The sequence below is a fragment of the Bradyrhizobium sp. NBAIM18 genome, from assembly GCF_020193825.1.
GTDB lineage: Bacteria > Pseudomonadota > Alphaproteobacteria > Rhizobiales > Xanthobacteraceae > Bradyrhizobium > Bradyrhizobium yuanmingense.
In genome coordinates this window covers 394,172-418,766 of sequence record NZ_JADYVO010000002.1, presented here as the reverse complement: position 1 = coordinate 418,766, position 24,595 = coordinate 394,172, and the positions used below count along the sequence as shown (strand labels likewise).

The window sequence follows — 24,595 nt, the reverse complement described above, 5'->3', positions numbered from 1 at the left end:
CCAATCGTGTACGACTTCATCATCGTGGGCGGCGGCTCGGCGGGGTCCGTGCTGGCCCACCGGCTCTCCGCCAGGAGCGCCAACAAGGTCCTGCTCTGCGAAGCCGGTCAGGACACGCCACCCGGCAACGAGCCAGCCGAAATCAGGGACAGCTATCCCGGCACCGCCTATTTCGATCCGCGCTTTCACTGGACCGAGCTCAAGGTGACGACCCAGGTCGTCAGCCACAACAATCCCGAGGAGTCGCGGCCTCCTTTGCGCAAATACGAGCAGGCGCGCGTGCTGGGCGGGGGCTCGTCGATCAACGGGCAGATGGCCAACCGCGGCGCGCCGACCGACTACGATGAATGGGAGGCGCGCGGCGCCGAGGGGTGGTCGTGGGCTGACGTGCTGCCGTTCTTCAAGAAGGTGGAGCGCGACCTCGATTTCGACGGACCGTATCACGGCAAGGACGGAAGGATCCCTGTCCGCCGCATCCCGCGCGAGCACTGGACGCGGCATTCGGAGGCGTTCGCGCAGGCCTTCCAGCAGGCCGGCCATCAATTCGTGGCCGACCAGAACGGCGAATTCGTCGACGGCTTCTTCCCCGTGACGCATTCCAACCAGGCCGAGCAGCGCGTCTCGGCCGCGATGGGTTATCTCGATCGCGACACCCGCGCACGTGTGAACCTTGCGATCTCCACCAACACGCAGGTACGAGAGCTGCTGTTCGAAGGCACGCGCTGCGTCGGTGTGAAGGCGATGGTCGACGGACGCGAGCAGGAATTCCGCGGACGCGAGATCATTCTCTCCAGCGGCGCCATTCATTCGCCGGCGCATCTGCTCCGCGCCGGCATCGGCCCCGTCGGTCACCTCAAGGACCTGGGCATTCCCGTGCTGGCGGCCTTGCCGGGCGTCGGCCAACGTCTGATGGATCATCCCTCGATCTCGCTGTCGTCCTTTGTCCGCCGCGGCGCGCGCATGAACGAGCACACCAGGCGTCACATGCAGCTCGGCCTGCGCTATTCCTCCGGGCTGCCTGATGTGCCCAAGGGCGACATGTTCGTCGTCGTCATCAGCAAATCGGCCTGGCACGCCGTCGGCGCGCAGATCGGCTCGCTCCTGACCTTCGTCAACAAGACCTATTCCGAGACCGGACAGGTCAAGCTCGCCTCGCGCGATCCCTCGGCAGAGCCGATCGTCGAGTTCAACCTGCTGTCCGACCGCCGCGATCTCGATCGCCTGATGAGCGGTTTCCGCAAGATGGCGGCGATCCAGATGAGCGAGGTGGTCAGGAAGGTGACGGACAAGCCGTTTCCGGCCGCCTATACCGATCGCGTCCGCAAGATCGGCGTGGTCAACACCAGGAACAAGATTCTCACCACGATTGCCGCGACCCTGATGGACGGGCCGGCGGCGCTGCGTCACTACATGATCGACAATTTCGTCGTCGAAGGCTTCACCTTCGATCAGGTGATGAACGACGACGAGGCGCTGGAAGCCTTCGTGCGCAAGGCGACGATCGGCGTCTGGCACGCCTCGTGCTCGTGCCGCATGGGCCGCACTGAGGATCCGATGGCGGTGGTCGACAATCAGGGCCGCGTCAAGGGCGTGCAGGGGCTGCGCGTCGTCGATGCCTCGATCTTCCCGGTGGTGCCATGCGCCAACACCAACTTTCCGGTGTTGATGTCGGCGGAGAAGATCGCGGCCGCAATGATGCAATGAGCGGCAGCGAGTTTTGGCGATCCGGGCAGTGCGGGGAGGAGGAGCCCTGATCGATACTTGCCTCGCGCGGTCTGACTTGGTTGCATGCCGCGAGCTTGACGCGCTGATCGAGCATTCGAGCGCTGCGAGTTAATCATCTCAGGCGCTACGTGTAGGCTATGAGGTCGTGCAGTCGTGGCGCACGATCGCAGCCCGTTTCAGCCGCGCTTTAGGCCCATTTCAGCCAAACTGTTATTGGTCTCTTTGCCCCGGGGCAGGGTCTCTCATTTGGAGTCCTGCAATGTTCAAGCGAGTATTTTCTGCGTGCGTCTTCGTTGCCCTGGGTTCTGTCGCTTCGGAAGCGCGCCCTTATCGCATTCATCAAGCTCCTGAATGCAACGTCACCATGCCCTGCGACTTCTCCTATTCGCAGACGCGACGCGAGCGGGCTGCCAGGCCCTCACTGGCTTCCAGATCTTCGCTGATTTCCAGGCCCACACTGCAAGCGTACCGCTCGACACAACTGACGGTGACTGACGCTGGGAGCACGACCACGCCGGCGGCCGTCTCCGGTGCCCACGGCACTCGCATTGTCGGTGGCCGTCCGGCCGGTTGCCCTTCGTCGTTCTGCGGCTGCGGCGCGGCTCTGCGCGTGTTCGGCCGTATCGTGCCGGAATTAAATCTTGCGTCCAATTGGCTCCGCTTTCCCAGGACATCACCCGCGCCGGGAATGGTTGCTGCGCGACGAGGACACGTGTTCGTCCTTGAGCAGCACCTCGGAGGCGACGTCTGGATGGCCTATGACGCCAACTCGGGTGGGCGCGCGACGCGAATCCACGCGCGTTCGCTGCGAGGGTATACGATTGTCAACCCGCGCGGCGGCTCGGTGGCTTGAGGCCAGCGGATAGCACTCCAAAAACGGCGGACGGGTCGCAACATCTTTGCGACCCGCCAACGCCGAAACAAATTGTTGGCGCCGGGCGCCGAGCCGATCACAGTCGGAGCACCTTGCCGGGATTCATAATGTTGTGCGGATCGAGCGCGCGTTTGATGGCGCGCATGATGTCGAGCTCGGTCTTCGAGCGGTAGTGGCTGAGCTCGTCGAGCTTGTCGATGCCGATGCCGTGCTCCGCCGAGATTGAGCCGCCCATGGAGGTGACGAGATCGTTGACGGCGCGCGTGATGGCGGCCGTGTATTGGTTCAGCGTCTGCTGGTCCATGCCCTTCGGCCCCATGAACGAAAAGTGCAGATTGCCGTCGCCGATATGGCCGAGCGGATAGGGCCGGATGGTCGGGAGAATGCCGAGCACGGCCCTGAGGCCCTTGTCGATGAACTCCGGGATTCTGGAGATCGCCACCGACACGTCGAAACTGATCCCCGGTCCCCCGGCGCGGGAGGCCTCCGCCATGGCTTCGCGGATGCGCCACATGTTGCGCGATTGACCGAATGTGTGCGCGATCGCCGCATCCAGCACGCGGCCGGCTTCGAGCTGATCGGCGAGAAACTGCTCCATCTTGCCGGACATGCCCTCGGTTCCGTCCTGCCGCGGGCGCGCCGACGACCATTCCAGCAGCAGGTACCAGGGCGTGTCCGCCTTCAGCGGATCCTGCGTGCCGGGAATGTGGCGCAGGGAAAGGTCGATGGCCGCCCGGCTGAGCAGCTCGCAGGAGCCGACATTGTCCTCGGATGCCGCGTGCGCCTCGGACAGAATTTCCAGCGCCGCGCGGGGATCGCGGACCGCCAGCCACGCCGTGCAGACGTCCTTCGGCGCCGGCCACAGCTTGAGCACGGCCTTGGTGATGATGCCCAGCGTCCCCTCGGCGCCCATGAACAAATGCTTGAGGTCGTAACCGGTGTTGTCCTTCTTGAGCGCGCGCAATCCGTCCCAGACCTCGCCATTCGGCAGCACGACTTCGAGCCCCAGCACGAGATTGCGGGCATTGCCATAGCGCAGCACCTGCACGCCGCCGGCGTTGGTCGAGAGATTGCCGCCGATCATGCAGGAGCCCTGGGCGCCGAGGCTGAGCGGCAGGAAGCGGTCGTGCTCGCTTGCGGTCTCCTGAAGCGTCTGTAACACGCATCCGGCCTCGACCGTCATCGAATAGCCGACGGGATCGACATCCAGGATGCGGTTCATCCGGCCGAGCGACAGCACGATGCCGGTGTGCGCAGGCCAGGGCGTCGCCCCGCCCATCAGACCGGTGTTGCCGCCCTGCGGCACGATCGCGACGCCCTGCTCATGGCAGAGCCGGACCACGCTTGAGACCTCCTCGGTGCTCCCAGGGCGAATGACCGCGCCGGCGCTGCCGACCAGCAATCCGCGCCAATCCGTCACGAACGGCTGCTTGTCGTGCTCGTCCTCGATCAGGCCTTTCTCGCCGACGATCGCGCGCAACGCATCGCGCATCTCGGCGGTCAAGGGGGCGGTTGGGATGACGGGCGGGGACGATGGGAAGGCAGCCGGCATTGTTTCCTCTGGCGCATCTTGGTGTGCACTGCGCACGATGACGTGCGGAGGGCATTGTCCACGTTTGGCGCGAGGAGTCTAATGGGAATGTGGCCGAGCGCGACCTGCGGATGGTGACGCCGCCGGGTCAGGCGTCACCATCACGATCGGGTCGTAAGCCGGCTTCAGGCCGCCGCCGGCTGCAGTTTCGGCTGCCGCGACAGCGCCAGCACGATCAAGGCCGCGAACACGCAGAGCGCGCCGGCGATGAAGAAGGCGGGCAGGTAGCTCTGGTAGACTGTGCGCGAGAACCCCGCGCCGAACGCCGCGGCGCCGGCGCCGAGCTGATGGCCGGCGAATATCCAGCCGAACACCAGATTGGCGCGCTCGGGCCCGAATTTTTGCGCGGTGAGCCGCACCGTCGGCGGCACCGTCGCGATCCAGTCGAGACCATAGAACATCGCGAAGACCGAGAGGCCGTAGAAGGAGAAATCGCTGAACGGCAGGAAGATCAGCGAGAGCCCGCGCAGGCCGTAGTACCAGAACAGGAGCCAGCGATTGTCGTAGCGGTCGGACAGCCAGCCCGACATGATCGTGCCGAAGAAGTCGAAGATGCCCATCGCCGCCAGCAGGCTCGCCGCCTGCACCTGCGGGATGCCGAAATCGAGGCACATCGGGATCAGGTGCACCTGCACCAGCCCGTTGGTGGAGGCGCCGCAGATGAAGAAGGTCGCGAACAGGATCCAGAACGTCATCGACGTCGAGGCGTCGCGCAGCGTGCCGAGTGCAACGCCCGTGATCGAGCCGTGGCTGACGGGCGGCGCGGGCAAGGGTGCGGTGCCTTCGTCGCCGAACGGCCGCAGGCCGACGTCGCTGGGGCGGTCACGCATCGCGAGCAGCACGGCCAGCGCGGAAACACCGAGCATGATGCAGACGAGGCCGAGCGCGAGGCGCCAGCCATAGCGGTCGGTGAGGCTTGCCAGCAGCGGCAGGAACACGAGCTGGCCGGTGGCAACGCTCGCCGTCATGATGCCGATGACGAGGCCGCGTCGTGCCGCGAACCAGCGCGTGGCGATGGTCGCGCCGAGCACCAAGGCCGTCATGCCGGTGCCGATCCCGATCACCACGCCCCAGAGGGCAATGAGCTGCCAGACCTCCGTCATGCCGAGCGAGAGCACGAGCGCCGAGACCACGATCAGCTGTGCCGCCAGCGTGACGTTGCGCAGGCCATAGCGGTTGAGCAGGGCGGCCGCGAACGGCGCCATCAGTCCGAACAGGATGAAGCGGATCGACAGCGCGGACGAGATCTCCGCCGTGCTCCAGCCGAACTCCTTCTGCAGGGGAACGATGAACACGCCGGGCGCGCCGACCGTGCCGGCGCTGATCAGCGCGGTGAGGAAAGTCACGCCGACCATCATCCAACCGTAATGAATGTTACGGCGGGACAGTGCTGCCGCGAGCCAGTTCGAGATCATTGGGCCTCAACATTGATGGGCAGGCCGAGACAGACCTGCGTCAGTCTAGAGAATGACACGGGATGTATCTGTCGCAAATGACAGAGTTCCCTCGTTTCCGGACGTCCGCGTCAGCGGCGTTCCACCGCGATGGCCGTGGCTTCACCGCCGCCGATGCAGAGTGCGGCGATGCCGCGCTTGAGGTTGTTGGCCTCCAGCGCATGCAGCAGCGTCACGATCAGCCGCGCGCCGGTGGCGCCGATGGGGTGGCCCAGCGCGCAGGCGCCGCCGTTGACGTTGAGCTTCTCGCCGGGAATGCCGAGGTCGCGCTGCGCCGCCATCGCCACCACGGCAAAGGCCTCGTTGATCTCGAACAGGTCGACATCGCCCGCACTCCAGCCGACCTTGTCCAGCAGCTTGCGGATCGCCGGGATCGGCGCCGTGGTGAACCATTGCGGCTCCTGGCTGTGGGTGGCGTGGCCCTTGATCTCGGCGAGAACAGGCAGGCCGCCCCGGTCAGCAAGCGCGCGCTTCGTCAGCACCAGCGCTGCGGCGCCGTCGGCATTGGCGGAGGAGGCGGCCGGCGTGATGGTGCCGTTGGCGCGGAACGCCGGCTTCAATCCGGGGATCTTGGCGGGGTCGACCTTGAGCGGATGCTCGTCATTGGCGATCACGCGCGGTCCGGCCTTTTCGGTCAGCGTGATCGGCGCAATCTCGGCCCTGAACGCGCCGCCCTCGACGGCCTTGCGGGCGCGACTCAGCGTCTCCATCGCATAGGCGTCCTGATCCCTGCGGGTGAATTGATAGGCTTCCGCCGTGGCTTCGCCGAAATCGCCCATGGAACGGCCGGTCTCGTAGGCGTCCTCCAGGCCGTCCATCATCATGTGGTCGATGATGCGGTCGTGGCCGACGCGATAGCCGCCGCGCGCCTTGGCGAGCAGGTAGGGCGCGTTGCTCATGCTCTCCATGCCGCCGGAGACGACGATGTCGGCCGAGCCGGCGCGGATGATGTCGTGCGCCAGCATGGTCGCCTTCATGCCGGAACCGCAGACCTTGTTGACGGTGGTGGCGCCGGTCGCATCGGGCAAACCGGCGCTCCGTGCTGCCTGCCGCGCCGGCGCCTGACCTTGGCCTGCCGGCAGCACGCAGCCCATGAAGACCTCGTCGACCTTCTCGGGCGCGAGCTTGGCGCGTTCCAGCGCCGCGCCAATCACGTGCGAGCCGAGCTTGTGCGCGGGGAGCGACGACAACTCGCCCCATGAAGCGGCCGAGCGGGGTGCGTGCGGCAGAGACGATGACGACGGGATCGGCGGCTTCGGCCATGATGGGGTTCCCTGGCGATGATTTGTAGGATTATGATCATCATATGATGCGGCGCAAAAAATGCAACCGCGGCAGGGATGAGAAAATGTCGTGGGTCGGATGAGATTTGGTCGTGCGGTTGGGGGGCTGCTTCCCCACAGTACGCTGTCATTGCCCGCGAAGGCGGGCAATCCAGTATTCCAGAGGCCACGCGGCTAGAACCGAGAAGGCGCGGCGTACTGGGGGCCCCACCCCCGTTCGCAATTGCGCACTAGGCGGGGCATGACACCGTCTTTTCTTGGCTGCGCTGTTGCTTCCTCGCGTCTACCGCTTCCGGTTGACAAACGCGCCCATCAGCCGCGTCGGCTCGTCCGTCAGGAACGACTCGCCGAACACTTTCACGCTCAAATTCACCGACTCGGTCAGCGGCAGTTCCTCCCATTGCCGCAACAACGCCTTTTGCGACCGCAGCGCCTGGGGGCCGCATTCGAGCAAGGCGTTCACCACGTGCTCGACCTCGACATCCAGCTCGCCGGGCGCGGCGACCTTGTCGATCAGCCCCCATGCCAGCGCCGTCGGGGCATCAATGTTCTCGGCCGTCATCACCAGCCAGCGCGCGCGGGCCCAGCCGATCAGGCGCGGCAGCAGCGCGGCGTGAATCACCGAGGGGATGCCGACACGCACCTCGGGCATGCCGAAATGGGCATCATGCGCGGCGACGCGGAAGTCGCAGGCCGCCGCCACTTCGAGCCCGCCGCCGAGGCACCAGCCCGGCATGCGTGCGATGACCGGGGCCGGGAAGGCGCGCATCGCCTCGCAGAGATCGCGCAGGCGGCTGATGAAGGCCTCGGCGGATGTCTGGTCGAGCCCGGCCATCTCCTTGATGTCGGCTCCGCCGATCAGGCTCTTCTCGCTCTGTCCGCGCAGCACCACGACGCGGATGCTGCGGTCGGATGCGAGCTGCTCCAGGCCTTCGCGCACGGCGTCGGTCACGGGCGAGCCGAGGATGTTGAGCGGGCCGGCGTTGCAGATCGCGACATGCACGACGCCGCGCGCATCGCGCGTCACGCCGCAATGATTGTTGAGCATTTCCATCGTGGGATCTCGAAAGGTTTCGTGGACATGCGCGGGGCGCGCCGGTCGGGATCACTTCCGGGCCGAAACGTACGTCTTGTCAAGCGGCGGGGAGGGCGGGTTGCCAGCGTGAAGTCCGTGGCATAGCATGACGCATATCATCTAAAGAGGCTGCCATGACCGGTGACGATCAACCCGACCTGTTTTCGCCCACGCAGAGGCGGGAACGCGTAGTGGACTGGCAGGTGCCTGCGCCGGTGGCGCGGGCGGCGATGGGTCTGTCGGGCATGGATGCCATGCTGGGCATCCGCGACGGCCGCCTGCCGCCGCCGCCCTTCGCCAAGCTGATAGGTTTCACCATGGCCGTGGTCGAGCCGGGCCGGATCGTCATGGAACTGGAGCCGCGCGAGGATCTCGAAAACACCATCGGACTTCTCCATGGCGCGACCGCCGCAGCGCTGCTCGATACGGCCATGGGATGCGCCATCTCGACCAGGCTGGAGGCCGGACAAAGCTCGGTGACCCTCGATCTGAAGCTGACTTATCTGCGCCCCCTGTCGGTGCGTTCCGGGCTGATTTCGGCCGAGGGCAAGGTGATCAAGCTAGGACGCCAGACCAGCTACACCGAGGGTTTTGTGCGGGACGGCAAGGGCGCACTTGCGGTCCATGCAACTGCGACCTTCTCCATGATCGGCACAACTTGACATGAATTAATGCACCCATCTCGGCATTTGCGTGTTATGAGATGATCTCCGACATTCAATGAGATCCGCATGCGCTATTCCCGGGAACACAAGCAGGAAACCCACGATCGCATCGTGAAGAAGGCCTCGGTGCGGCTGCGGGAGAAGGGTGCCCACGGTATCGGCGTCGCCGACCTCATGAAGGAGGCGGGCCTGACCCACGGCGGCTTTTACGCGCATTTCGATTCCCGCGAGGCGCTGGTGATCGAGGCTTTTGCCTACGCGATGGACCGTTCGATGGAACACTGGCGCAAGCTCACCGGCGAGGTCGCTCCGGAAAAGCGGTTGGCGCTGATCGCGGAAAGCTATTTGTCCACGCTGCATCGCGACAATCCCGGTCACGGCTGCTCGATTCCCGCGCTGGGAGCCGAGATCGCCCGCGAGAGCCCGAAGACACGCAAGGCCTTTGCCGGCAAGCTGGATGAGATGATCGAGGCCCTGACCGACACCATCCCGAACATGCCGCGCAAGGCGGCACGCAAGCAGGCGATCGCGACGCTCGCGACGATGGCCGGAACCATGCTGCTGGCGCGCATCGCCGGCTCGAGCGAATTGTCCGACGAGATGCTGAAGGCCGGCCGGGACCACGCGCTCGAGGGAGCGAAGCGTGAGTCGAAGGTGGCGGCCGCGAAGAAGGCGAAACAGAATTAGGCGAGATGCCGTGTAGGGTGGGTTAGCCATGCGATTGCGCGAAGCGCATTCGCTTGGCGTAACCCACCACTGTGTTCGTCCGCGGAGACGGAAGAGGTGGGTTACGCCTTCGGCTAACCCACCCTACGAGACCGTCGCTCACCGCCCAGCAAACAACGCCCGCTCGCGCTCGACAATCTCCGAGATGTAATCCGCCACGGCCCTGATCCGCGCCAGGTCCTTGCTGTCGGCGTGCATCAGCATCCAGAACGTCCGCGTGATCGAGATTTCGTCGGGCAGCACGGCGACGAGCTGCGGATAGTCGCTCGCCATGAAATGCGGCAGCACCGCGATGCCGAAGCCTGAGAGCGTGGCGTTGAGCTGGGCGATCAGATTGGCGCTGCGGAAGCGCGCCGAGATTCGCGGCGACACCTGCGGCAGATAGTCGAGCTCCGGCGTGAACAGGAGTTCCTCGATGTAACCGACGAAGCGGTGCTGCGTCAGATCCTGCCGCGAGGCGATTTTCGGGAAGCGGTCGAGATAGGCGGGGGCCGCGTAGAGCCCAAGGCGATAGTCGAGCAGCTTGCGGCCGACGATGCGGCCTTCCTTGGGCATGGTCAGGCTGATGGCGATGTCGGCCTCGCGCTTGGAGAGGCTGAACAGCCGCGCGGTGGCCACAAGTTGCAAATCGAGATCGGGATAGCGGTCCGCGAACGGCGTCAGCCGCGGCGCCAGGAAGGCGGTGCCGAACCCATCAGGCGCGCCGATCCGCACCGTCCCGGTCAGCCGCGCCACGGAGCCGCCGACCTGCTCCTGATTGGCAACAATAGTCGATTCCATGGCTTCGGCGCTGTCGGCGACGCGCTGGCCGGCCTCGGTGAGGAGGTAGCCGGTCTTGCGCCGGTCGAACAGCTTGGCCGAGAGGTGCTTCTCCAGCCGGTCGACGCGGCGGATCACCGTGGCATGGTCGACCCCCAGCTGTTTTGCCGCAGCCGACACCGAGCCGCCCCGCACGATGGCCAGCACGAAGCGAAAGTCGTCCCAATCGATAGCGCCTTGATCCGGCATTTTCGCACATCTATGGTGCATTATCTCAGACTTGAATCCTATAAAATGCAGGTCAATAGGATTTGTCAAAGCGACCACGCTCGGCCTGAAGGAGACCATTCCATGCGTTCAATCGGACATTTCATCGGTGGCAAGGAGGTCAAGGGCACCTCGGGCCGCACTGCCGACGTCTTCGAGCCGATGACCGGTGACGTCCAGGCCAAGGTGGCGCTGGCGTCCAAGGCCGAAGTCCGCGCCGCCGTCGAGAACGCGCGCGCGGCACAGCCGGAATGGGCCGCGACCAATCCGCAGCGCCGCGCCCGCGTCATGATGAAATTTGTTGAGCTGGTCCAGCGCGATTACGACAAGCTCGCCGAGCTGCTCGCGCGCGAGCACGGCAAGACCGTCCCCGACGCCAAGGGCGACATCCAGCGCGGCCTAGAAGTCGCGGAATTCGCTTGCGGCATTCCGCATCTGATGAAGGGCGAATACACCGAAGGCGCTGGCCCCGGCATCGACATCTATTCGATGCGCCAGCCGCTCGGCGTCGTCGCAGGCATCACGCCGTTCAATTTCCCGGCGATGATCCCGATGTGGAAGTTTGCGCCGGCGATCGCCTGCGGCAACGCCTTCATCCTCAAGCCGTCGGAGCGCGACCCCGGCGTGCCGATGCTGCTCGCTGAACTCATGATGGAAGCGGGCCTGCCGGCCGGCATCCTCAACGTCGTCAACGGCGACAAGGAGGCGGTCGACGCCATCCTCGACGATCCCGACATCAAGGCCATCGGCTTCGTCGGCTCGACGCCGATCGCGCAATACATCTACGAGCGCGCCGCGCAGACCGGCAAGCGCTGCCAGTGCTTCGGCGGCGCCAAGAACCACGCGATCATCATGCCCGACGCGGACATGGACCAGGCCGTCGACGCGCTGATCGGCGCCGGCTACGGCTCCGCCGGCGAGCGCTGCATGGCCGTTTCCGTCGCGGTCCCCGTCGGCAAGTCCACCGCCGACCGGCTGATGGAAAAGCTGATCCCGCGCGTCGAGTCGCTCAAGATCGGCACCTCGATCGATCCGTCGGCCGATTACGGTCCGCTCGTGACCCGCGAGGCGGTCGAGAAGGTCAAGAGCTACATCGACATCGGCGTCAAGGAAGGCGCGACGCTCGCCGTCGACGGCCGCGGCTTCAAGATGCAGGGCTACGAGAACGGCTTCTATCTCGGCGGTTCGCTGTTCGACAACGTCACCAAGGACATGCGGATCTACAAGGAAGAGATCTTTGGCCCGGTGCTCTCGGTGGTGCGCGCGCACGACTACAACGAGGCGCTGGCGCTGCCGTCCGACCACGATTACGGCAACGGCGTTGCCATCTTCACCCGCGACGGCGATGCCGCGCGCGACTTCGCGGCCAGAGTCAACGTCGGCATGGTCGGCATCAACGTGCCGATCCCGGTGCCGATCGCTTATTACACCTTCGGCGGCTGGAAGAAGTCGGGCTTCGGCGATCTCAACCAGCACGGCCCGGACTCGATCCGCTTCTACACCAAGACCAAGACGGTGACCTCGCGCTGGCCGTCGGGCGTCAAGGAAGGCGCGGAGTTCTCGATTCCGCTGATGAAGTAAGGCTGTAGCCCAGCCTGTCATTGCGAGGAGCGTAGCGACGAAGCAATCCAGTATCTTTCCGCGGAGACGGTCTGGATTGCTTCGCTTCGCTCGCAATGACGAAAGAAAGAGCAGCCCGGCATGCAGTTCGCTCTGAATGAGGATCAGATCGCGGTTCGCGACATGGCGCTGGCGTTTGCGGCGGAAAAGATCGCGCCGCACGCGCTGCGCTGGGACGAGGAGAAGCATTTCCCCGTCGACGTGATGCGCGAGGCTGCCACGCTCGGCATGGGCGGCATCTACATCCGCGACGATGTCGGCGGCTCCGCGATGACACGCTTCGACGCGGCGCTGATTTTCGAGGCGCTGGCGACGGGTTGCCCGACCACCTCGGCCTTCATCTCCATCCACAATATGGCGAGCTGGATGATCGATGCCTTCGGCAGCGACACCCAGCGCCACCAATGGCTGCCCAAACTCTGCACCATGGAGCTGATCGCGAGCTACTGCCTGACCGAGCCGGGTGCCGGCTCCGATGCGGCAGCGCTCCGCACCCGCGCGGTGCGCGACGGCGATCATTATGTGCTCAACGGCCAGAAACAGTTCATCTCCGGCGCCGGCGGCACCGACATTCTGGTCGCGATGGTCCGCACCGGCGGCGATGGCCCCGGCGGCATCTCGACGCTCGTCATCGACGGCAAGACACCGGGTGTCTCGTTCGGCGCCAATGAGCGCAAGATGGGGTGGAACGCGCAGCCGACCCGCGCGGTGATGTTCGAGAACGCCCGCGTGCCGGTGGCCAATCGCCTGAGCGAGGAGGGCACAGGCTTCAAGATCGCGATGGCGGGTCTCGACGGCGGCCGTCTCAACATTACGGCGTGCTCGCTGGGCGGCGCGCAAGCAGCACTCGACAAGGCGCGCACCTACATGAAGGAGCGCAAGGCGTTCGGCAAACGGCTGGACGAATTCCAGGCGCTGCAATTCCGTCTCGCCGACATGGCGATCGAGCTGGAGGCCGCGCGCACCTTCCTGTGGCGCGCCGCCGCGGCACTTGATCGCAAGGACCCCGATGCCACCATGCTGTGCGCGATGGCGAAACGCTTCGGCACCGATGTCGGGTTCGAGGTTGCCAACCATGCGCTGCAACTCCACGGCGGCTACGGCTACCTCAGCGAATACGGCATCGAGAAGATCGTGCGCGACTTACGCGTGCACCAGATCCTCGAAGGCACCAATGAAATCATGCGGCTCATCGTGGCGCGCAAACTGATCGAGGGCGCGCGATGAGCGGAGCGGAAGAGGGCGATCTGGTCGCGCGCGTCGAAGGCGCGGCCGGCATCATCAGGCTCAATCGTCCCAAGGCGATCAACGCCGTGACGCTGGAGATGTTTCGCGACATCGACAAGGCGCTCGACCGCTTCGAGGCTGATCCTGCAATTGCCGTGATCCTGCTGGAAGGCGCCGGCGAGCGCGGCCTCTGCGCCGGTGGCGACATCCGCGCGCTCTGGGAAAGCTCGAAGGTCAATGGCGATCTCGGCAAGATCCTGTGGCGCGAGGAGTACATCCTCAATGCCCGGATCAAGAAATTTCCAAAACCCTATGTCGCCTTCATGGACGGCATCGTGATGGGCGGCGGTGTCGGTCTGTCCGCCCATGCCAGCCACCGTATCGTCACCGATCGGACGAAGCTCGCGATGCCCGAAGTCGGCCTCGGCTTCTTCCCCGATGTCGGCGGCACCTATCTGCTGTCGCATTCGCCGGGCGAGATCGGCACCTATTTCGGGCTGACCGGCCAGACCATGAACGGGCCGGACGCGATCTACGCGAAGTTTGCCGATTGGGTGGTGCCGGCCGTGAGATTGCCGGAGCTGCGCGAGGCGCTGACCAAGCTGCGGTCCAGTGCGACCGCAGCCGATGTCAGCAAGCTCATCGACGGCTTCGCCTCCGGCGAGACTGCGGGGCCGGTCGCCGCCAGGCAGCCGGCCATCGATGCGTTGTTCGGCTTCGATCGCATGGAGGACGTTTTCGCTGCGTTGACACGCGATGGTTCCGAGTTCGCGCTGGCCACGTTGAAGACGCTGAACGAAAAATCGCCGCGCGGCATGGTGGTGACGCTCAAGCTGCTGCGGCTTGCTCGCCAATCATCGAGCCTGGAAGAGTGCCTGGTGCGCGAATACCGCGCCGCGCTGGAAGTGTTTCTGAGCGATGATTTCCGTGAGGGCGTGCGCGCTGCCGTGATCGACAAGGACCGCAACCCGACCTGGTCGCCGCGAGCAATCGAGCATGTGACGCCGGAGATGCTTGCGCCCTATCTCGCCGAGATCGGCGCGGACGAGTTGAAGTTCAATTAACAACGCGACAGGGGAGGAAACGACAATGGCCACGATCGCATTCATCGGTCTCGGCAACATGGGCGGCCCGATGGCGGCCAACCTCGTCAAGGCCGGCCACAAGGTGGTGGCGTTCGATCTCGTCGAAGCCTCGCGCAATCAGGCCAAGGCCGATGGCGCCAGCATCGCCGACAGCGCCCCGGCCGCGGTGAAGGGCGCCGATGTCGTCGTCACCATGCTGCCCGCAGGCAAGCACGTGCTCGGCGTCTGGAACGAGGTCGTGCCCGCCATGACCAAGGGTGCGCTGATCATCGACAGCTCCACCATCGACGTTGAAAGCGCGCGGGCCGCGCATGCGCTCGCCGCCAAGCACGGCGTGCTCTCGGTCGATGCGCCGGTCTCCGGCGGCACGGGCGGTGCCAAGGGTGCGACGCTCACCTTCATGTGCGGCGGCGAGGAGAAGGCATTTGCCGCGGCAAAGCCCGTGCTCGAGAATATGGGCAAGAAGATCGTGCATTGCGGCGGCGCCGGTGCCGGCCAGGCCGCAAAGATCTGCAACAACATGATCCTCGGCATTTCCATGATCGCGGTGAGCGAGGCCTTTGCGTTGGCTGAAAAGCTCGGGCTTTCGCATCAGGCGCTGTTCGATGTGGCCTCGACCTCGTCCGGCCAGTGCTGGTCGCTGACGACCTATTGCCCGGTGCCGGGCCCGGTGCCGACCTCGCCGGCCAACAACGATTACAAGCCGGGCTTTGCCTCGGCGCTGATGGTGAAGGACCTTACCCTGGCGCAGGATGCGGCCAAGGCTGCGGGCGCGGCGACGCCGCTCGGCAAGCATGCGCAGGAGATCTATCAGTCTTTCGACGCAGCCGGCCAGGGCGGGGTGGATTTTTCCGGAATTATCAAGCACGTTAGGAGTTTAGCCGGGAAAGCTTGATGACCACATTCCAGGAAGCACGCGCGTTCCTTCTGCAACACCGCACGGATTACGAGGCTGCGGTCAAAGGTTTCCGCTGGCCTGATCCGGTTCCTTTCAACTGGGCGCTCGACTGGTTCGACGCCGAGCTCGCGGCCAATGCGGACAGCAAGGATCGGCCCGCGCTCTGGATCGTCGATGCCGCCCAGGACAAGCAGACGAAGCTGTCCTTCGCGGCGCTGTCGCGCCGCTCCAACCAGGTCGCCAACTTCCTCCGCGCGCAGGGCCTGAGGCGCGGCGACCATCTCCTGCTGCTGCTCGGCAACGTGGTTCCGCTGTGGGAGACGATGCTTGCCGCGATGAAGCTCGGCGTGGTCGTCATTCCCGCCACGACGCTGCTGACCGCCGATGAGCTGCGCGACCGGCTCGATCGCGGCAAGGCAAGGGCAGTGGTCGCCGCGCAGGACCAGGTCGCGAAATTCACGAGCCTAGGCGCCGAGAATGTCGTTCGCATCGTCGTCGGCGCGGGCTCCGACGGTTGGCTTGCATATGACGAAGCAGCAGAAGCTTCCGAAAGCTTCGCGCCTGATGGTCCGACCAATGCCGACGATCCGATGCTGCTGTATTTCACCTCGGGTACGACAGCAAAACCCAAATTGGTGCGACACAGTCAGCGCAGCTATCCCGTCGGCCATCTCTCGACGATGTACTGGATCGGGCTGAAGCCCGGCGACGTCCATCTCAACATCTCCTCGCCCGGCTGGGCCAAGCATGCCTGGAGCTGCTTCTTCGCGCCGTGGAATGCGGGTGCGACCGTGTTCGTGGTCAACCAGCCGCGCTTTGATGCCAAGGCGCTGCTTGCCACCATCGGCCGCTGCGGTGTCACCACGCTGTGCGCGCCGCCGACGGTGTGGCGGCTGTTCATCCAGGAGAATCTGGCCTCGTTCAAGGTGGCGCTTCGCGAGGTCTGCGGCGCCGGCGAGCCGCTCAATCCCGAGGTGATTGATCAGGTGCAGGCGGCCTGGGGCCTCACCATTCGCGACGGCTACGGCCAGACCGAGACCACGGCGCTCGCCGGCAATTCGCCGGGCCAGCCGATCAAGATCGGCTCGATGGGCCGTCCGTTGCCGGGCTATCGCGTGCAAATCAGCGATGCCGACGGTCATCCCGCAAAGGAGGGCGAGGTGACGCTGGTGCTCGGCGCCGACCGCCCCGCCGGCCTGATGCAGGGCTATCAGGGCGACGACGGCAAATTGTCCGGCGCCGCAGGCGCGCTCTATCGCAGCGGCGACGTCGTGTTCGCGGATGAGGACGGCTACTTGACCTTCGTCGGCCGCTCTGACGACGTCTTCAAATCCTCCGATTATCGCATCAGCCCGTTCGAGCTGGAGAGCGTCCTGCTCGAGCACGAGCTGGTCGCGGAAGCTGCGGTGGTGCCGAGCCCGGATCCAATCCGGCTCGCGATCCCCAAGGCGTTCGTGCTGCTGACCGCGGGTGCAGAACGCTCGTCGGAAACCGCGCTATCGATCTTCAAGCACCTGCACGCGCGTCTGGCCCCGTTCAAGCGCATCCGCCGCCTCGAAATCGTCACCGAGCTGCCGAAGACGATCTCTGGAAAGATCCGCCGCGTCCAGCTACGACGGCTCGAACGCGACGACGATCGCAGCGATCCCTTGCGCGGCCGGGAATTCCGCGAGGAGGATTTTCCGGAGCTGGCGAAGACACGGAGCGAAACGTAGTGGAGCTTGTCATTCCGGGGCGATGCGCAGCATCGAACCCGGAATCCATTTTGCGGCAGAGCTTGCTGTCAAATGGATTCCGGGCTCGCGCTTCGCGCGCCCCGGAATGACGGCAATCGGAGTTACCATGAACGAAGTCTGGAAGAAGCCGCCTGTTACGCTCGAGGCCTATCAGGCCATGGTCGGCAAGGAGATCGGCGTGTCGTCATGGCATCTGATCGACCAGCCCCGCATCGACAGCTATGCCGACGTCATCGAAGATCACCAGTTCATTCACGTCGATCCGGAACGCGCGAAGAAGGAAACCGCGTTCGGCACTACCATTGCGCATGGTTTTCTCACGATGTCGCTGTTATCGATCATGTCCTACGAGGTGATGCCCGTGATTGCGGGCACCACGATGGGCGTGAATTACGGCTTCGACAGGCTGCGCTTCATCTCGCCGGTGCGCTCAGGCAAGCGCGTGCGCGGCCGCTTCGTGCTGGCGGAAGCCAAGCTCCGCAAGCCGAACGAATTGCAGTCCCGCACCAACGTCACGGTGGAGATCGAGGGCGAGGACAAGCCGGCGCTGGTCGCCGACTGGCTTGGGTTGATCTATTTCGAGTAGGCCCCGTGCCGTCCTTGCCGGGCTTGACCCCGCAACCCATCGCTGCTCAAAAGCCTGTCGATTTTGATGGATGGCCGGGTCAAGCCCGGCCATGACGGCTAACATCTGGGAAACGCACTCATGGCAATCAGGTTCGACGGACGCGTCGCCATCGTCACCGGCGCGGGCAATGGTCTTGGCAAGGCGCATGCGCTGGGGCTGGCGAGCCGCGGCGCGAAGGTCGTGGTCAACGATTTCGGCGGCGCGCGCGACGGCAGCGGCGGCTCGCTGTCGCCGGCCGAGGCCGTGGTCGAGGAGATCCGCAAGGCCGGCGGCACCGCGATGGCCGACGGCGCCGACGTCTCCAATTTCGAGCAGGTCACCGCCATGGTCGAGCGCGCTACCAAGGAGTGGGGCAGCGTCGACCTCTTGTGCGCCAATGCCGGCATCCTGCGCGACAAGTCGTTCGGCAAGATGGAGGTGGCCGACTTCCAGAAGGTGCTCGACGTGCATCTCGTCGGCACCTTTTATTGCTGCAAGGCGGCCTGGACCGGCATGCGTGACCGCAATTACGGCCGCATCGTGCTGACGACGTCGTCCTCGGGCCTCTACGGCAATTTCGGCCAGGCCAATTACGGCGCCGCGAAATCCGGCATGGTTGGCCTGATGAACGTGCTCGCCGAGGAGGGCCGCAAGAACGACATTCGCGTCAACATCATCTCGCCGACCGCGGCGACCCGCATGACCGAGGAGCTGTTGCCGCCGCAGGCGCTGCAGCTGATGAAGCCGAACGCGATCACGCCTGCGGTCGAGTACATGCTGAGCGAGGATGCACCGACCCGCACCATCATGGGCGCGGGCGCCGGCTCGTTTGCGGTGATCAAGATTTTGGAGAGCGAAGGTATCAACCTGCCGGAGAGCGAGTGGACGCCGGATGCGATCGCCGCGCATTTCGCCGAAATCAGTGACATGTCGAAGGCCAGGGCCCTGCAGGGCGCGTTCGAGCAGACGCAGAAATACGTTGCCCAGGCTGCTGCGCGGGCGGGGATCAAGCTTTAAGCGAATCTCAGTCTCAGTCGTCATGGCCGGGCTTGACCCGGCCATCCACGTCTTCGTATCCGCGAACATCGCTCTCGTGGATGCCCGGGACAAGCCCGGGCATGACGACCTTTGGTTTGGCACGCGGCTCGGCCTAAACTCACGCCATGACCATTACCGCCCCCCATATCGCCGTGATCGGCGCCGGTCCCGCCGGGCTGATGGCGGCGGAGGTGCTGGCGTCAGGCGGCGCCCGCGTCACCGTCTATGACGCGATGCCATCAGCGGGACGCAAATTCCTGATGGCCGGCCGCGGCGGACTCAACCTCACCCACAGCGAGCCGCTGCAGCAGTTCATGACGCGCTATCGCGAGGCCGCACCGAAGGTTCAGGCGGCGGTCGAGGCATTCTCGCCGGATGCACTGCGGGCCTGGAGCGAAGCGCTGGGCGAGCCGACCTTCGTCGGCAGCAGCGGACGCGTGTTTCCGAAAACGTTCAAGGCCTCGCCCTTGCTGCGCGCCTGGCTGCGGCGGCTCGATGCCAGTGTCCGCTTTGCTTTTCGCCATCGCTGGATCGGCTGGGACGGCGAGGGTCGGTTGATCTTTCAGACGCCGAAAGGCGTCTCCGCCATCGAAGCGAACGCCACGCTGCTCGCGCTCGGCGGCGCAAGCTGGCCGCGGCTCGGCTCGGACGCTCGCTGGGTCGATATCCTCGCTGCAAAGGGCATTGCCGTCTCGAAGCTGCGGCCGGCCAATTCCGGCTTCACGGTCGCGTGGTCCAAAGTGTTCCGTGACCGTTTCGAAGGCCAGCCGCTCAAGGGCGTGGCGTTGACGATCGGCGCACACACGGTGCGTGGAGAGGCGATGATCACCCGCAGCGGTATCGAAGGCGGCGCGATCTACGCACTCTCGGCGGAACTGCGCGAGGCCGTGCTGAGTCTCGGGCAGGCGACGCTGATGATCGCGTTGCGGCCCGATCTCGACACAGCCGGGCTGACCACGCGGCTGTCAGGCACGCGCGGCAAGCAATCGCTGGCGAACTTCCTGCGCAAGGCCGCGCAATTGTCGCCGGTCGGCATCGGCCTGATGCAGGAAGCCGCCATCGCATCCGGCCGGCCGCTGGCCGCGTTCTCGCCGGCGGAGCTCGCAGATCTGGTCAACGCTGTTCCGGTTCAGCTCACCGGAGTGCCGCCGATCGATCGCGCGATCTCGACGGCAGGCGGGATCACGTTCGGCGAGCTCGACGAGCAATTCATGCTGCGCAAGCTGCCGGGCACGTTTGCGGCCGGCGAGATGCTGGATTGGGAGGCGCCGACCGGCGGCTATCTCCTGCAGGCGTCCTTCGCGACTGGGGCTGCCGCGGGCAGGGGCGTGCTGGAGTGGCTCAAACGCTAACCCCTGTCATTGCGAGCGCAGCGAAGCAATCCAGAATCCCTCCTCCGCGGAAGTCTGGATTGCTTCGTCGCAAGAGCTCCTCGCAATGACGGCCGTGGCAACGGTGCGCGTACCCCTACCGCAGCTTCCCACGCGCGGCCACCGGCAGCGTGCCGATGATCTCCTCGCCGCGGACCATCACCACCTCGTCCATCATGTTGACGACGACGCAGACGTGGTTAGGCACGATGCGGACGACATCGCCGACATTGGGCCGGGTATTGCTGCGGGAGAGATCGAGGAAGCCGTGCTCCTCGGCGAATTTGGCGATTCTGGCTTCGGGATGCTCCAGGATCAGGCCGTGGCCGTCGAGCCCGCCGGTATCCGTGGTCAGCGTCTTCGAGCCGGCGTCCAAGATGCCGCGCTCGGGCGCGGCGCGGCTCACCACCGTCGAATAGATATGCAGCGCGCAATCATCCCAGGTCGCTGAGCCCGCGGCGACCTGCATGCGATCGTTGTAGATGTAGGTGCCGAAGCGATGTTCGGTGCCGCCCTTGAGCTTGCCGATATTGACGAGGTTCGGCGTGCCGCCGGTCGAGACGATCTTGGCGTCGAGCCCGTGCGCGCGCACGCCGGCCAGCGCCTCGTCGTAGAATCTTTGCGCATCCGTCCACCCGGTCTCAGTGGGGTAGAGCATGAAGCCGGCGAATTCGAGCCCCTTGGACGAAGCGATCTCGCGCGCCAGCGCAATCGCCTCCGCCGGCGTTTCGACGCCTGCGCGCTTGCGCCCGGTATCGCATTCGACCACGACCGAGAGCGGGCGGCCTGACGCCGCAGCCGCCTTAGGCAGGCCGGCGACGACGGTCGAATTGTCGGCCGCCACCGTCATGTTGGCCTTCGCCTGCAGCGCGCCGAGCCGCGCCATCTTCTCATCGCCCAGCAGATTGTAGCTGATTAGGATGTCGTCGATGCCGGCATTGGCCATGATCTCGGCTTCGCCCAGTTTCTGGCAGGTGATGCCCTTGGCGCCGGCCGCGACCTGCATCTTGGCAATGGTCGGGTTCTTGTGCGTCTTGATGTGGGGGCGATTGGCGATTCCGGCGTCGTCGCAGGCCTTCTGGATCCGCGCGATGTTGCGCTCGACCCTATCCATGTCGATGACGGCACAGGGTGTGCCGTATTCGCGGGCGATCTTGGCTGCAAGAGTTGTTGTCATGAGTTATGCCTGTTCAATCTCTTCGCGGAGCATTTCGAGTTCGAGCCAGCGCTCTTCGGCGGCGGACAGTTCTTCGTGCGCCTTGGCGATGGCAGCCGAGGTGTCGTCGAATTTTTTGCGATCTTTCGCATAGAGACCGGGATCGTCGAGCACGCGCTGCAATTTTGCAATATCGGCGTGCAGCGTTTCCATCTTCTTCGGCAGCGTTTCCAGCGCGTGCTTCTCGTTGAAGCTGAGCTTGCGCTTGGGCGCGGACGAGGGGACCGTGGCGCGCTCCTCTTTCTTCTCCACGGGAGCTTGCGCCTTCGCTGTCTCGCGCTTGAGGTCCGCACCGCGTTGGCTCAGCATGTCGCTGTAGCCGCCGGCATATTCGATCCACTTGCCGTTCCCCTCGGGCGCGATCACGGAGGTGACGACGCGGTCGAGGAAGTCGCGGTCGTGGCTGATCAAGATCACGGTGCCTTCGTAGTCGCCGAGCATCTCCTCGAGCACGTCGAGCGTTTCGAGATCGAGATCGTTGGTCGGCTCGTCCAGCACCAGGAGGTTCGACGGCTTTGCCAGCGCGCGCGCCAGCATCAGCCGGCCGCGCTCCCCGCCCGAGAGTACCTCCAGCGGTGTGCCGCGTTGCTCTTGCGCGAACAGGAAGTCCTTCATGTAGCCGACGACGTGCTTCGGCTTGCCGCCGACCGTGATTTGATCGCCGCGGCCGCCGGTGAGCGCTTCGGCGAGCGTCGATTTGGGATCGAGGCTTTCGCGGTGCTGGTCGAGCGTGGCCATCTCCAGATTGGCGCCAAGTCGCACCATGCCTGAATCAGGTTGCATGCCGCCGGTGAGCAGATTGACCAGCGTGGTCTTGCCGGCGCCGTTCGGCCCGATGATGCCGAGCCGGTCGCCGCGCTGGATGCGGGTGGAGAAATTCTCGACGATCTTGCGCTCGCCGTAGGACTTCGTGATGCCCTTGGCCTCGATCACCAGCTTGCCGGACTGCTCGGCTTCGCTGGCTGCGAGGTTGGCGCTGCCGGCGGTGCCGCGATAGTTGCGGCGCTGGGCGCGCAGCGCATGCAGATTGGCGAGCCGCTTGACGTTGCGCTTGCGGCGGCCGGAGACGCCGTGGCGCAGCCAGTGCTCCTCGTCGACGATCTTGCGGTCGAGCTTGTGCTGGTCGCGCTCCTCCTCGGCCAGCACCTCGTCGCGCCAGCTCTCGAACGAGGCAAAGCCGCGGTCGATCTGCTTGATCCTGCCGCGGTCAAGCCAGGCGGTGGAGCGCGAGAGATTGGTGAGGAAGCGGCGGTCATGGCTGATGATGACGAGCGCGCTGCGCCTGGAGTCGAGCTCCTGCTCCAGCCATTCGATGGTGGCGAGATCGAGATGGTTGGTCGGCTCGTCCAGCAGCAGAATGTCGGGCGAGGGCGCCAGCACAAAGGCCAGCGCCGCGCGGCGCGCCTCGCCACCGGAGAGGTTGTGCGGGTTCTCCTCGCCGGTGAGGCCGAGCTGCTCCAGGAGATAGCGCGCCTGGTGCTGGTCGTCCCCCGGCGCGAGCCCGGACTCGACATAGGCGAGCGTGCTCTTGTGCGCGCCGAAATCCGGCTCCTGCGGCAGGTAGCGCACCGTCGCACCGGGCTGCACGAAGCGCGTGCCGGCGTCAGGCTCGACCAGGCCGGCTGCGATCTTCAAAAGGGTCGACTTGCCGGAGCCGTTGCGGCCGATCAGGCAGACCCGTTCGGATGGCGCGACGTTGAGCTCGACGCCTGACAGCAGCGGCGTGCCGCCGAAGGTCAGCCTGATGTCTTTGAGTTGGATCAGCGGCGGCGCCATGGTTAACCTTGGCTCGTTGCGGCCTGATCTGCGCGGCGGCGCTGGATCCGGCGCAGCGTTTGGTCGAGCGCCGAGAGGAAGGTGGAGCGGTCTCGTGGCAAGAACGAGCGTGGGCCGCCGGTGACTTCGCCGGCCGAGCGCAGATCGGTCATCAGATTGCGCACCGCCAGCGTCATGCCGATCGACTCCTCTGTGAACGGCTTGCCGTTCGGGGCGATCACGTCGGCGCCCGCCTTCACGCAGCGGCTGGCCAGCGGAATGTCCGAGGTCACCACGACGTCGCCGGGCCTGGCGCGCTCGGCGATCCAGTCGTCCGCGGCGTCCATGCCGCTGCCCGCGGCAATGCGCTCGATCAGAGGGTCCTGTGGCACGCGGATGAAATTGCCGGCGACCACGCTCACGGGCACGCCGTGCCGGATCGCGACGCGATAGATTTCGTCCTTCACCGGACAGGCGTCGGCGTCGACATAGATGCGGGTCGGGGTCTCGGTCATTCCGCCGCGTGGTACCGCATTCGGGCCGCAAAGGCGAGGGGATTGACCGCTGTTCCCGGGAGCCTACGATCGCTCCTGAAACAATAAGAATACGGGAAAGCCAAGCCATGCCGAACCGGCTCGAAACCTACCGCGTCGAGGCCTACAACACCGCCAAGCAGTCCGAAAACAAGATGCACGACGACAATGTGGCCCGCCGCTTCGGCTTTTCCGGCGGGCTGGTCCCCGGCGTCGACGTCTTCGCCTACATGATGCACGTGCCGATCGCGCGCTGGGGCCGCGATTTCCTCTCTCGCGGGCTGGTCGAGGCCCGCTTCATCAAGCCGGTCTATGACGGCGAGACCGCCGATGTCGATGCCACCGAGCACAACGGCCTGCTGACTATCGAGGTGTTCAGTCGCACCGAGCTGTGTGCCACGGGAACGGCGTCGCTGCCGGCGGCGGTGCCGGCGGTGTCGTTGAGCGAATATCTCGAAGTCCCCGCCGCCGCCGAGCGCAAGCCTGTCAGTCCTGCGACATTCGAGTTGGGCAAATGGCTGGGCACGACACCGCGCCGCTGGGCCGGGCAGGATGCGGCCGACTATCTCACTGACGTCAGGGAGGCCGATCCGATCTTCGCGCGCGAGGGGCTCGGCCATCCCGGCCTGATCCAACGCGTCATGAACCGCGTGCTGGTGGACAACACCATCCTGGGCCCCTGGATCCATGTCGGAAGCCGCATGCAGCTGCTGTCTGCGGTACGTACCGGCGACGACATTACCGCGCGGGCAAAAGTCACCGCAAACTACGAGAAGAAGGGCCACCGCTTCGTCGAGCTCGACGCGCTGGTCGTCGCCAACGGCACGACGCCGATTGCGCATTGCCAGCACACCGCGATCTACCAGCCGCGCGAGCAGGCGGCGGCGTAGCGAAGGAGAGGAAAGGCCAAGCTCGTCACTCCAAAGTCGGTGTCATGCCCCGCGAAGGCGGGGTATCCAGTACGCCGCAGCTTCTCGGTCAATCGCTGCCGTCTCGGAGTACTGGATCGCCCGCCTTCGCGGGCGATGACAGTCGTGGGTATGGAGCGGCATGGCGCCCCTAACACATGGATGGCCGGGACAAGCCCGGCC

The 24,595-nt window shown here is 65.3% G+C and carries 20 protein-coding genes and 1 pseudogene; 13 read left to right on the top strand and 8 right to left on the bottom strand.

From position 1 onward, the window contains the following. Positions 1 to 6 precede the first annotated feature (6 nt). On the top strand, positions 7 to 1,704 hold the full coding sequence (locus tag I6F17_RS06065) for a GMC oxidoreductase (protein WP_225124251.1): 1,698 nt from the start codon (positions 7 to 9) through the stop codon (positions 1,702 to 1,704). Between the two features lie 280 nt (positions 1,705 to 1,984). Continuing rightward, complete coding sequence (locus I6F17_RS06060) at positions 1,985 to 2,578, top strand: hypothetical protein (protein WP_225124250.1); 594 nt, start codon at positions 1,985 to 1,987, stop codon at positions 2,576 to 2,578. Positions 2,579 to 2,675: 97 nt separating this feature from the next. Here I6F17_RS06060 and I6F17_RS06055 read toward each other — a convergent pair whose 3' ends face one another. The 4 genes and pseudogenes from I6F17_RS06055 to I6F17_RS06040 form a co-directional block, all read right to left on the bottom strand. Continuing rightward, positions 2,676 to 4,151, bottom strand: a complete 1,476-nt coding sequence (locus tag I6F17_RS06055) for an FAD-binding oxidoreductase (protein ID WP_225124249.1) — start codon at positions 4,149 to 4,151, stop codon at positions 2,676 to 2,678. Positions 4,152 to 4,315: 164 nt separating this feature from the next. Further along, complete coding sequence (locus I6F17_RS06050; protein ID WP_225124248.1) at positions 4,316 to 5,605, bottom strand: MFS transporter; 1,290 nt, start codon at positions 5,603 to 5,605, stop codon at positions 4,316 to 4,318. Positions 5,606 to 5,715: 110 nt separating this feature from the next. Further along, a pseudogene (locus tag I6F17_RS06045) lies at positions 5,716 to 6,907 on the bottom strand (acetyl-CoA C-acyltransferase). A gap of 303 nt (positions 6,908 to 7,210) precedes the next feature. Beyond that, entirely contained in the window at positions 7,211 to 7,981 is a 771-nt protein-coding gene (locus I6F17_RS06040) for an enoyl-CoA hydratase (protein ID WP_225124247.1), read from the bottom strand. 155 nt (positions 7,982 to 8,136) lie between these two features. Between I6F17_RS06040 and I6F17_RS06035 the strand changes: the two genes are divergently transcribed. Continuing rightward, entirely contained in the window at positions 8,137 to 8,664 is a 528-nt protein-coding gene (locus I6F17_RS06035) for a PaaI family thioesterase (protein ID WP_225124246.1), read from the top strand. A 69-nt stretch (positions 8,665 to 8,733) separates the two neighbouring features. Next, positions 8,734 to 9,354, top strand: coding sequence for a TetR/AcrR family transcriptional regulator (locus tag I6F17_RS06030; protein WP_036001077.1), 621 nt, complete (start codon positions 8,734 to 8,736; stop codon positions 9,352 to 9,354). Positions 9,355 to 9,492: 138 nt separating this feature from the next. Here the strand turns inward: I6F17_RS06030 and I6F17_RS06025 are convergent, their stop codons facing one another. Beyond that, on the bottom strand, positions 9,493 to 10,401 hold the full coding sequence (locus tag I6F17_RS06025) for a LysR family transcriptional regulator (protein WP_225124245.1): 909 nt from the start codon (positions 10,399 to 10,401) through the stop codon (positions 9,493 to 9,495). Between the two features lie 102 nt (positions 10,402 to 10,503). On the opposite strand from I6F17_RS06025, the gene I6F17_RS06020 reads away from it, so the two are divergent. From I6F17_RS06020 to I6F17_RS05985, 8 genes are all read left to right on the top strand, one after another. Next, the gene (locus I6F17_RS06020; RefSeq protein ID WP_225124244.1) at positions 10,504 to 12,000 is read left to right on the top strand and encodes a CoA-acylating methylmalonate-semialdehyde dehydrogenase; all 1,497 of its coding nucleotides are present in this window, start codon (positions 10,504 to 10,506) and stop codon (positions 11,998 to 12,000) included. A 120-nt stretch (positions 12,001 to 12,120) separates the two neighbouring features. Beyond that, positions 12,121 to 13,266 (top strand): isobutyryl-CoA dehydrogenase, encoded by a 1,146-nt coding sequence (locus I6F17_RS06015; protein WP_225124243.1) that lies wholly within the window; start codon positions 12,121 to 12,123, stop codon positions 13,264 to 13,266. Beyond that, positions 13,263 to 14,330, top strand: a complete 1,068-nt coding sequence (locus I6F17_RS06010; protein WP_225124242.1) for an enoyl-CoA hydratase/isomerase family protein — start codon at positions 13,263 to 13,265, stop codon at positions 14,328 to 14,330. The genes I6F17_RS06015 and I6F17_RS06010 overlap by 4 nt, the downstream gene beginning before the upstream one ends. Further along, positions 14,326 to 15,246 carry a 3-hydroxyisobutyrate dehydrogenase gene (mmsB, locus tag I6F17_RS06005; RefSeq protein ID WP_225124302.1) on the top strand — a complete coding sequence of 307 codons (921 nt, stop codon included), beginning with the start codon at positions 14,326 to 14,328 and terminating at the stop codon, positions 15,244 to 15,246. The genes I6F17_RS06010 and mmsB overlap by 5 nt, the downstream gene beginning before the upstream one ends. Then, positions 15,246 to 16,964 (top strand): AMP-binding protein, encoded by a 1,719-nt coding sequence (locus I6F17_RS06000; protein ID WP_225124241.1) that lies wholly within the window; start codon positions 15,246 to 15,248, stop codon positions 16,962 to 16,964. Before mmsB ends, I6F17_RS06000 begins: the two co-directional genes overlap by 1 nt. A 127-nt stretch (positions 16,965 to 17,091) precedes the next feature. Beyond that, positions 17,092 to 17,571, top strand: coding sequence for a MaoC family dehydratase (locus I6F17_RS05995; RefSeq protein ID WP_225124240.1), 480 nt, complete (start codon positions 17,092 to 17,094; stop codon positions 17,569 to 17,571). Between the two features lie 120 nt (positions 17,572 to 17,691). Further along, a complete protein-coding gene (locus I6F17_RS05990) occupies positions 17,692 to 18,609 on the top strand; it encodes an SDR family NAD(P)-dependent oxidoreductase (RefSeq protein ID WP_225124239.1) in 918 nt (305 codons plus the stop codon). A gap of 146 nt (positions 18,610 to 18,755) precedes the next feature. After that, positions 18,756 to 19,982: a TIGR03862 family flavoprotein gene (locus I6F17_RS05985; protein WP_225124238.1), complete on the top strand. Its 1,227-nt coding sequence runs from the start codon at positions 18,756 to 18,758 to the stop codon at positions 19,980 to 19,982. 115 nt (positions 19,983 to 20,097) lie between these two features. Here the strand turns inward: I6F17_RS05985 and I6F17_RS05980 are convergent, their stop codons facing one another. The 3 genes from I6F17_RS05980 to I6F17_RS05970 are packed head-to-tail and all read right to left on the bottom strand — an operon-like array spanning position 20,098 to position 23,486. After that, positions 20,098 to 21,177 (bottom strand): D-TA family PLP-dependent enzyme, encoded by a 1,080-nt coding sequence (locus I6F17_RS05980; protein ID WP_036001049.1) that lies wholly within the window; start codon positions 21,175 to 21,177, stop codon positions 20,098 to 20,100. A 3-nt stretch (positions 21,178 to 21,180) separates the two neighbouring features. Then, positions 21,181 to 22,992 (bottom strand): ATP-binding cassette domain-containing protein, encoded by a 1,812-nt coding sequence (locus I6F17_RS05975; protein WP_225124237.1) that lies wholly within the window; start codon positions 22,990 to 22,992, stop codon positions 21,181 to 21,183. A gap of 2 nt (positions 22,993 to 22,994) precedes the next feature. After that, the gene (locus I6F17_RS05970; RefSeq protein WP_225124236.1) at positions 22,995 to 23,486 is read right to left on the bottom strand and encodes a YaiI/YqxD family protein; all 492 of its coding nucleotides are present in this window, start codon (positions 23,484 to 23,486) and stop codon (positions 22,995 to 22,997) included. Positions 23,487 to 23,593: 107 nt separating this feature from the next. Here I6F17_RS05970 and I6F17_RS05965 point away from each other — a divergent pair, with 107 nt between their 5' ends. After that, a complete protein-coding gene (locus tag I6F17_RS05965) occupies positions 23,594 to 24,394 on the top strand; it encodes a hypothetical protein (protein WP_225124235.1) in 801 nt (266 codons plus the stop codon). Positions 24,395 to 24,595 lie beyond the last annotated feature (201 nt).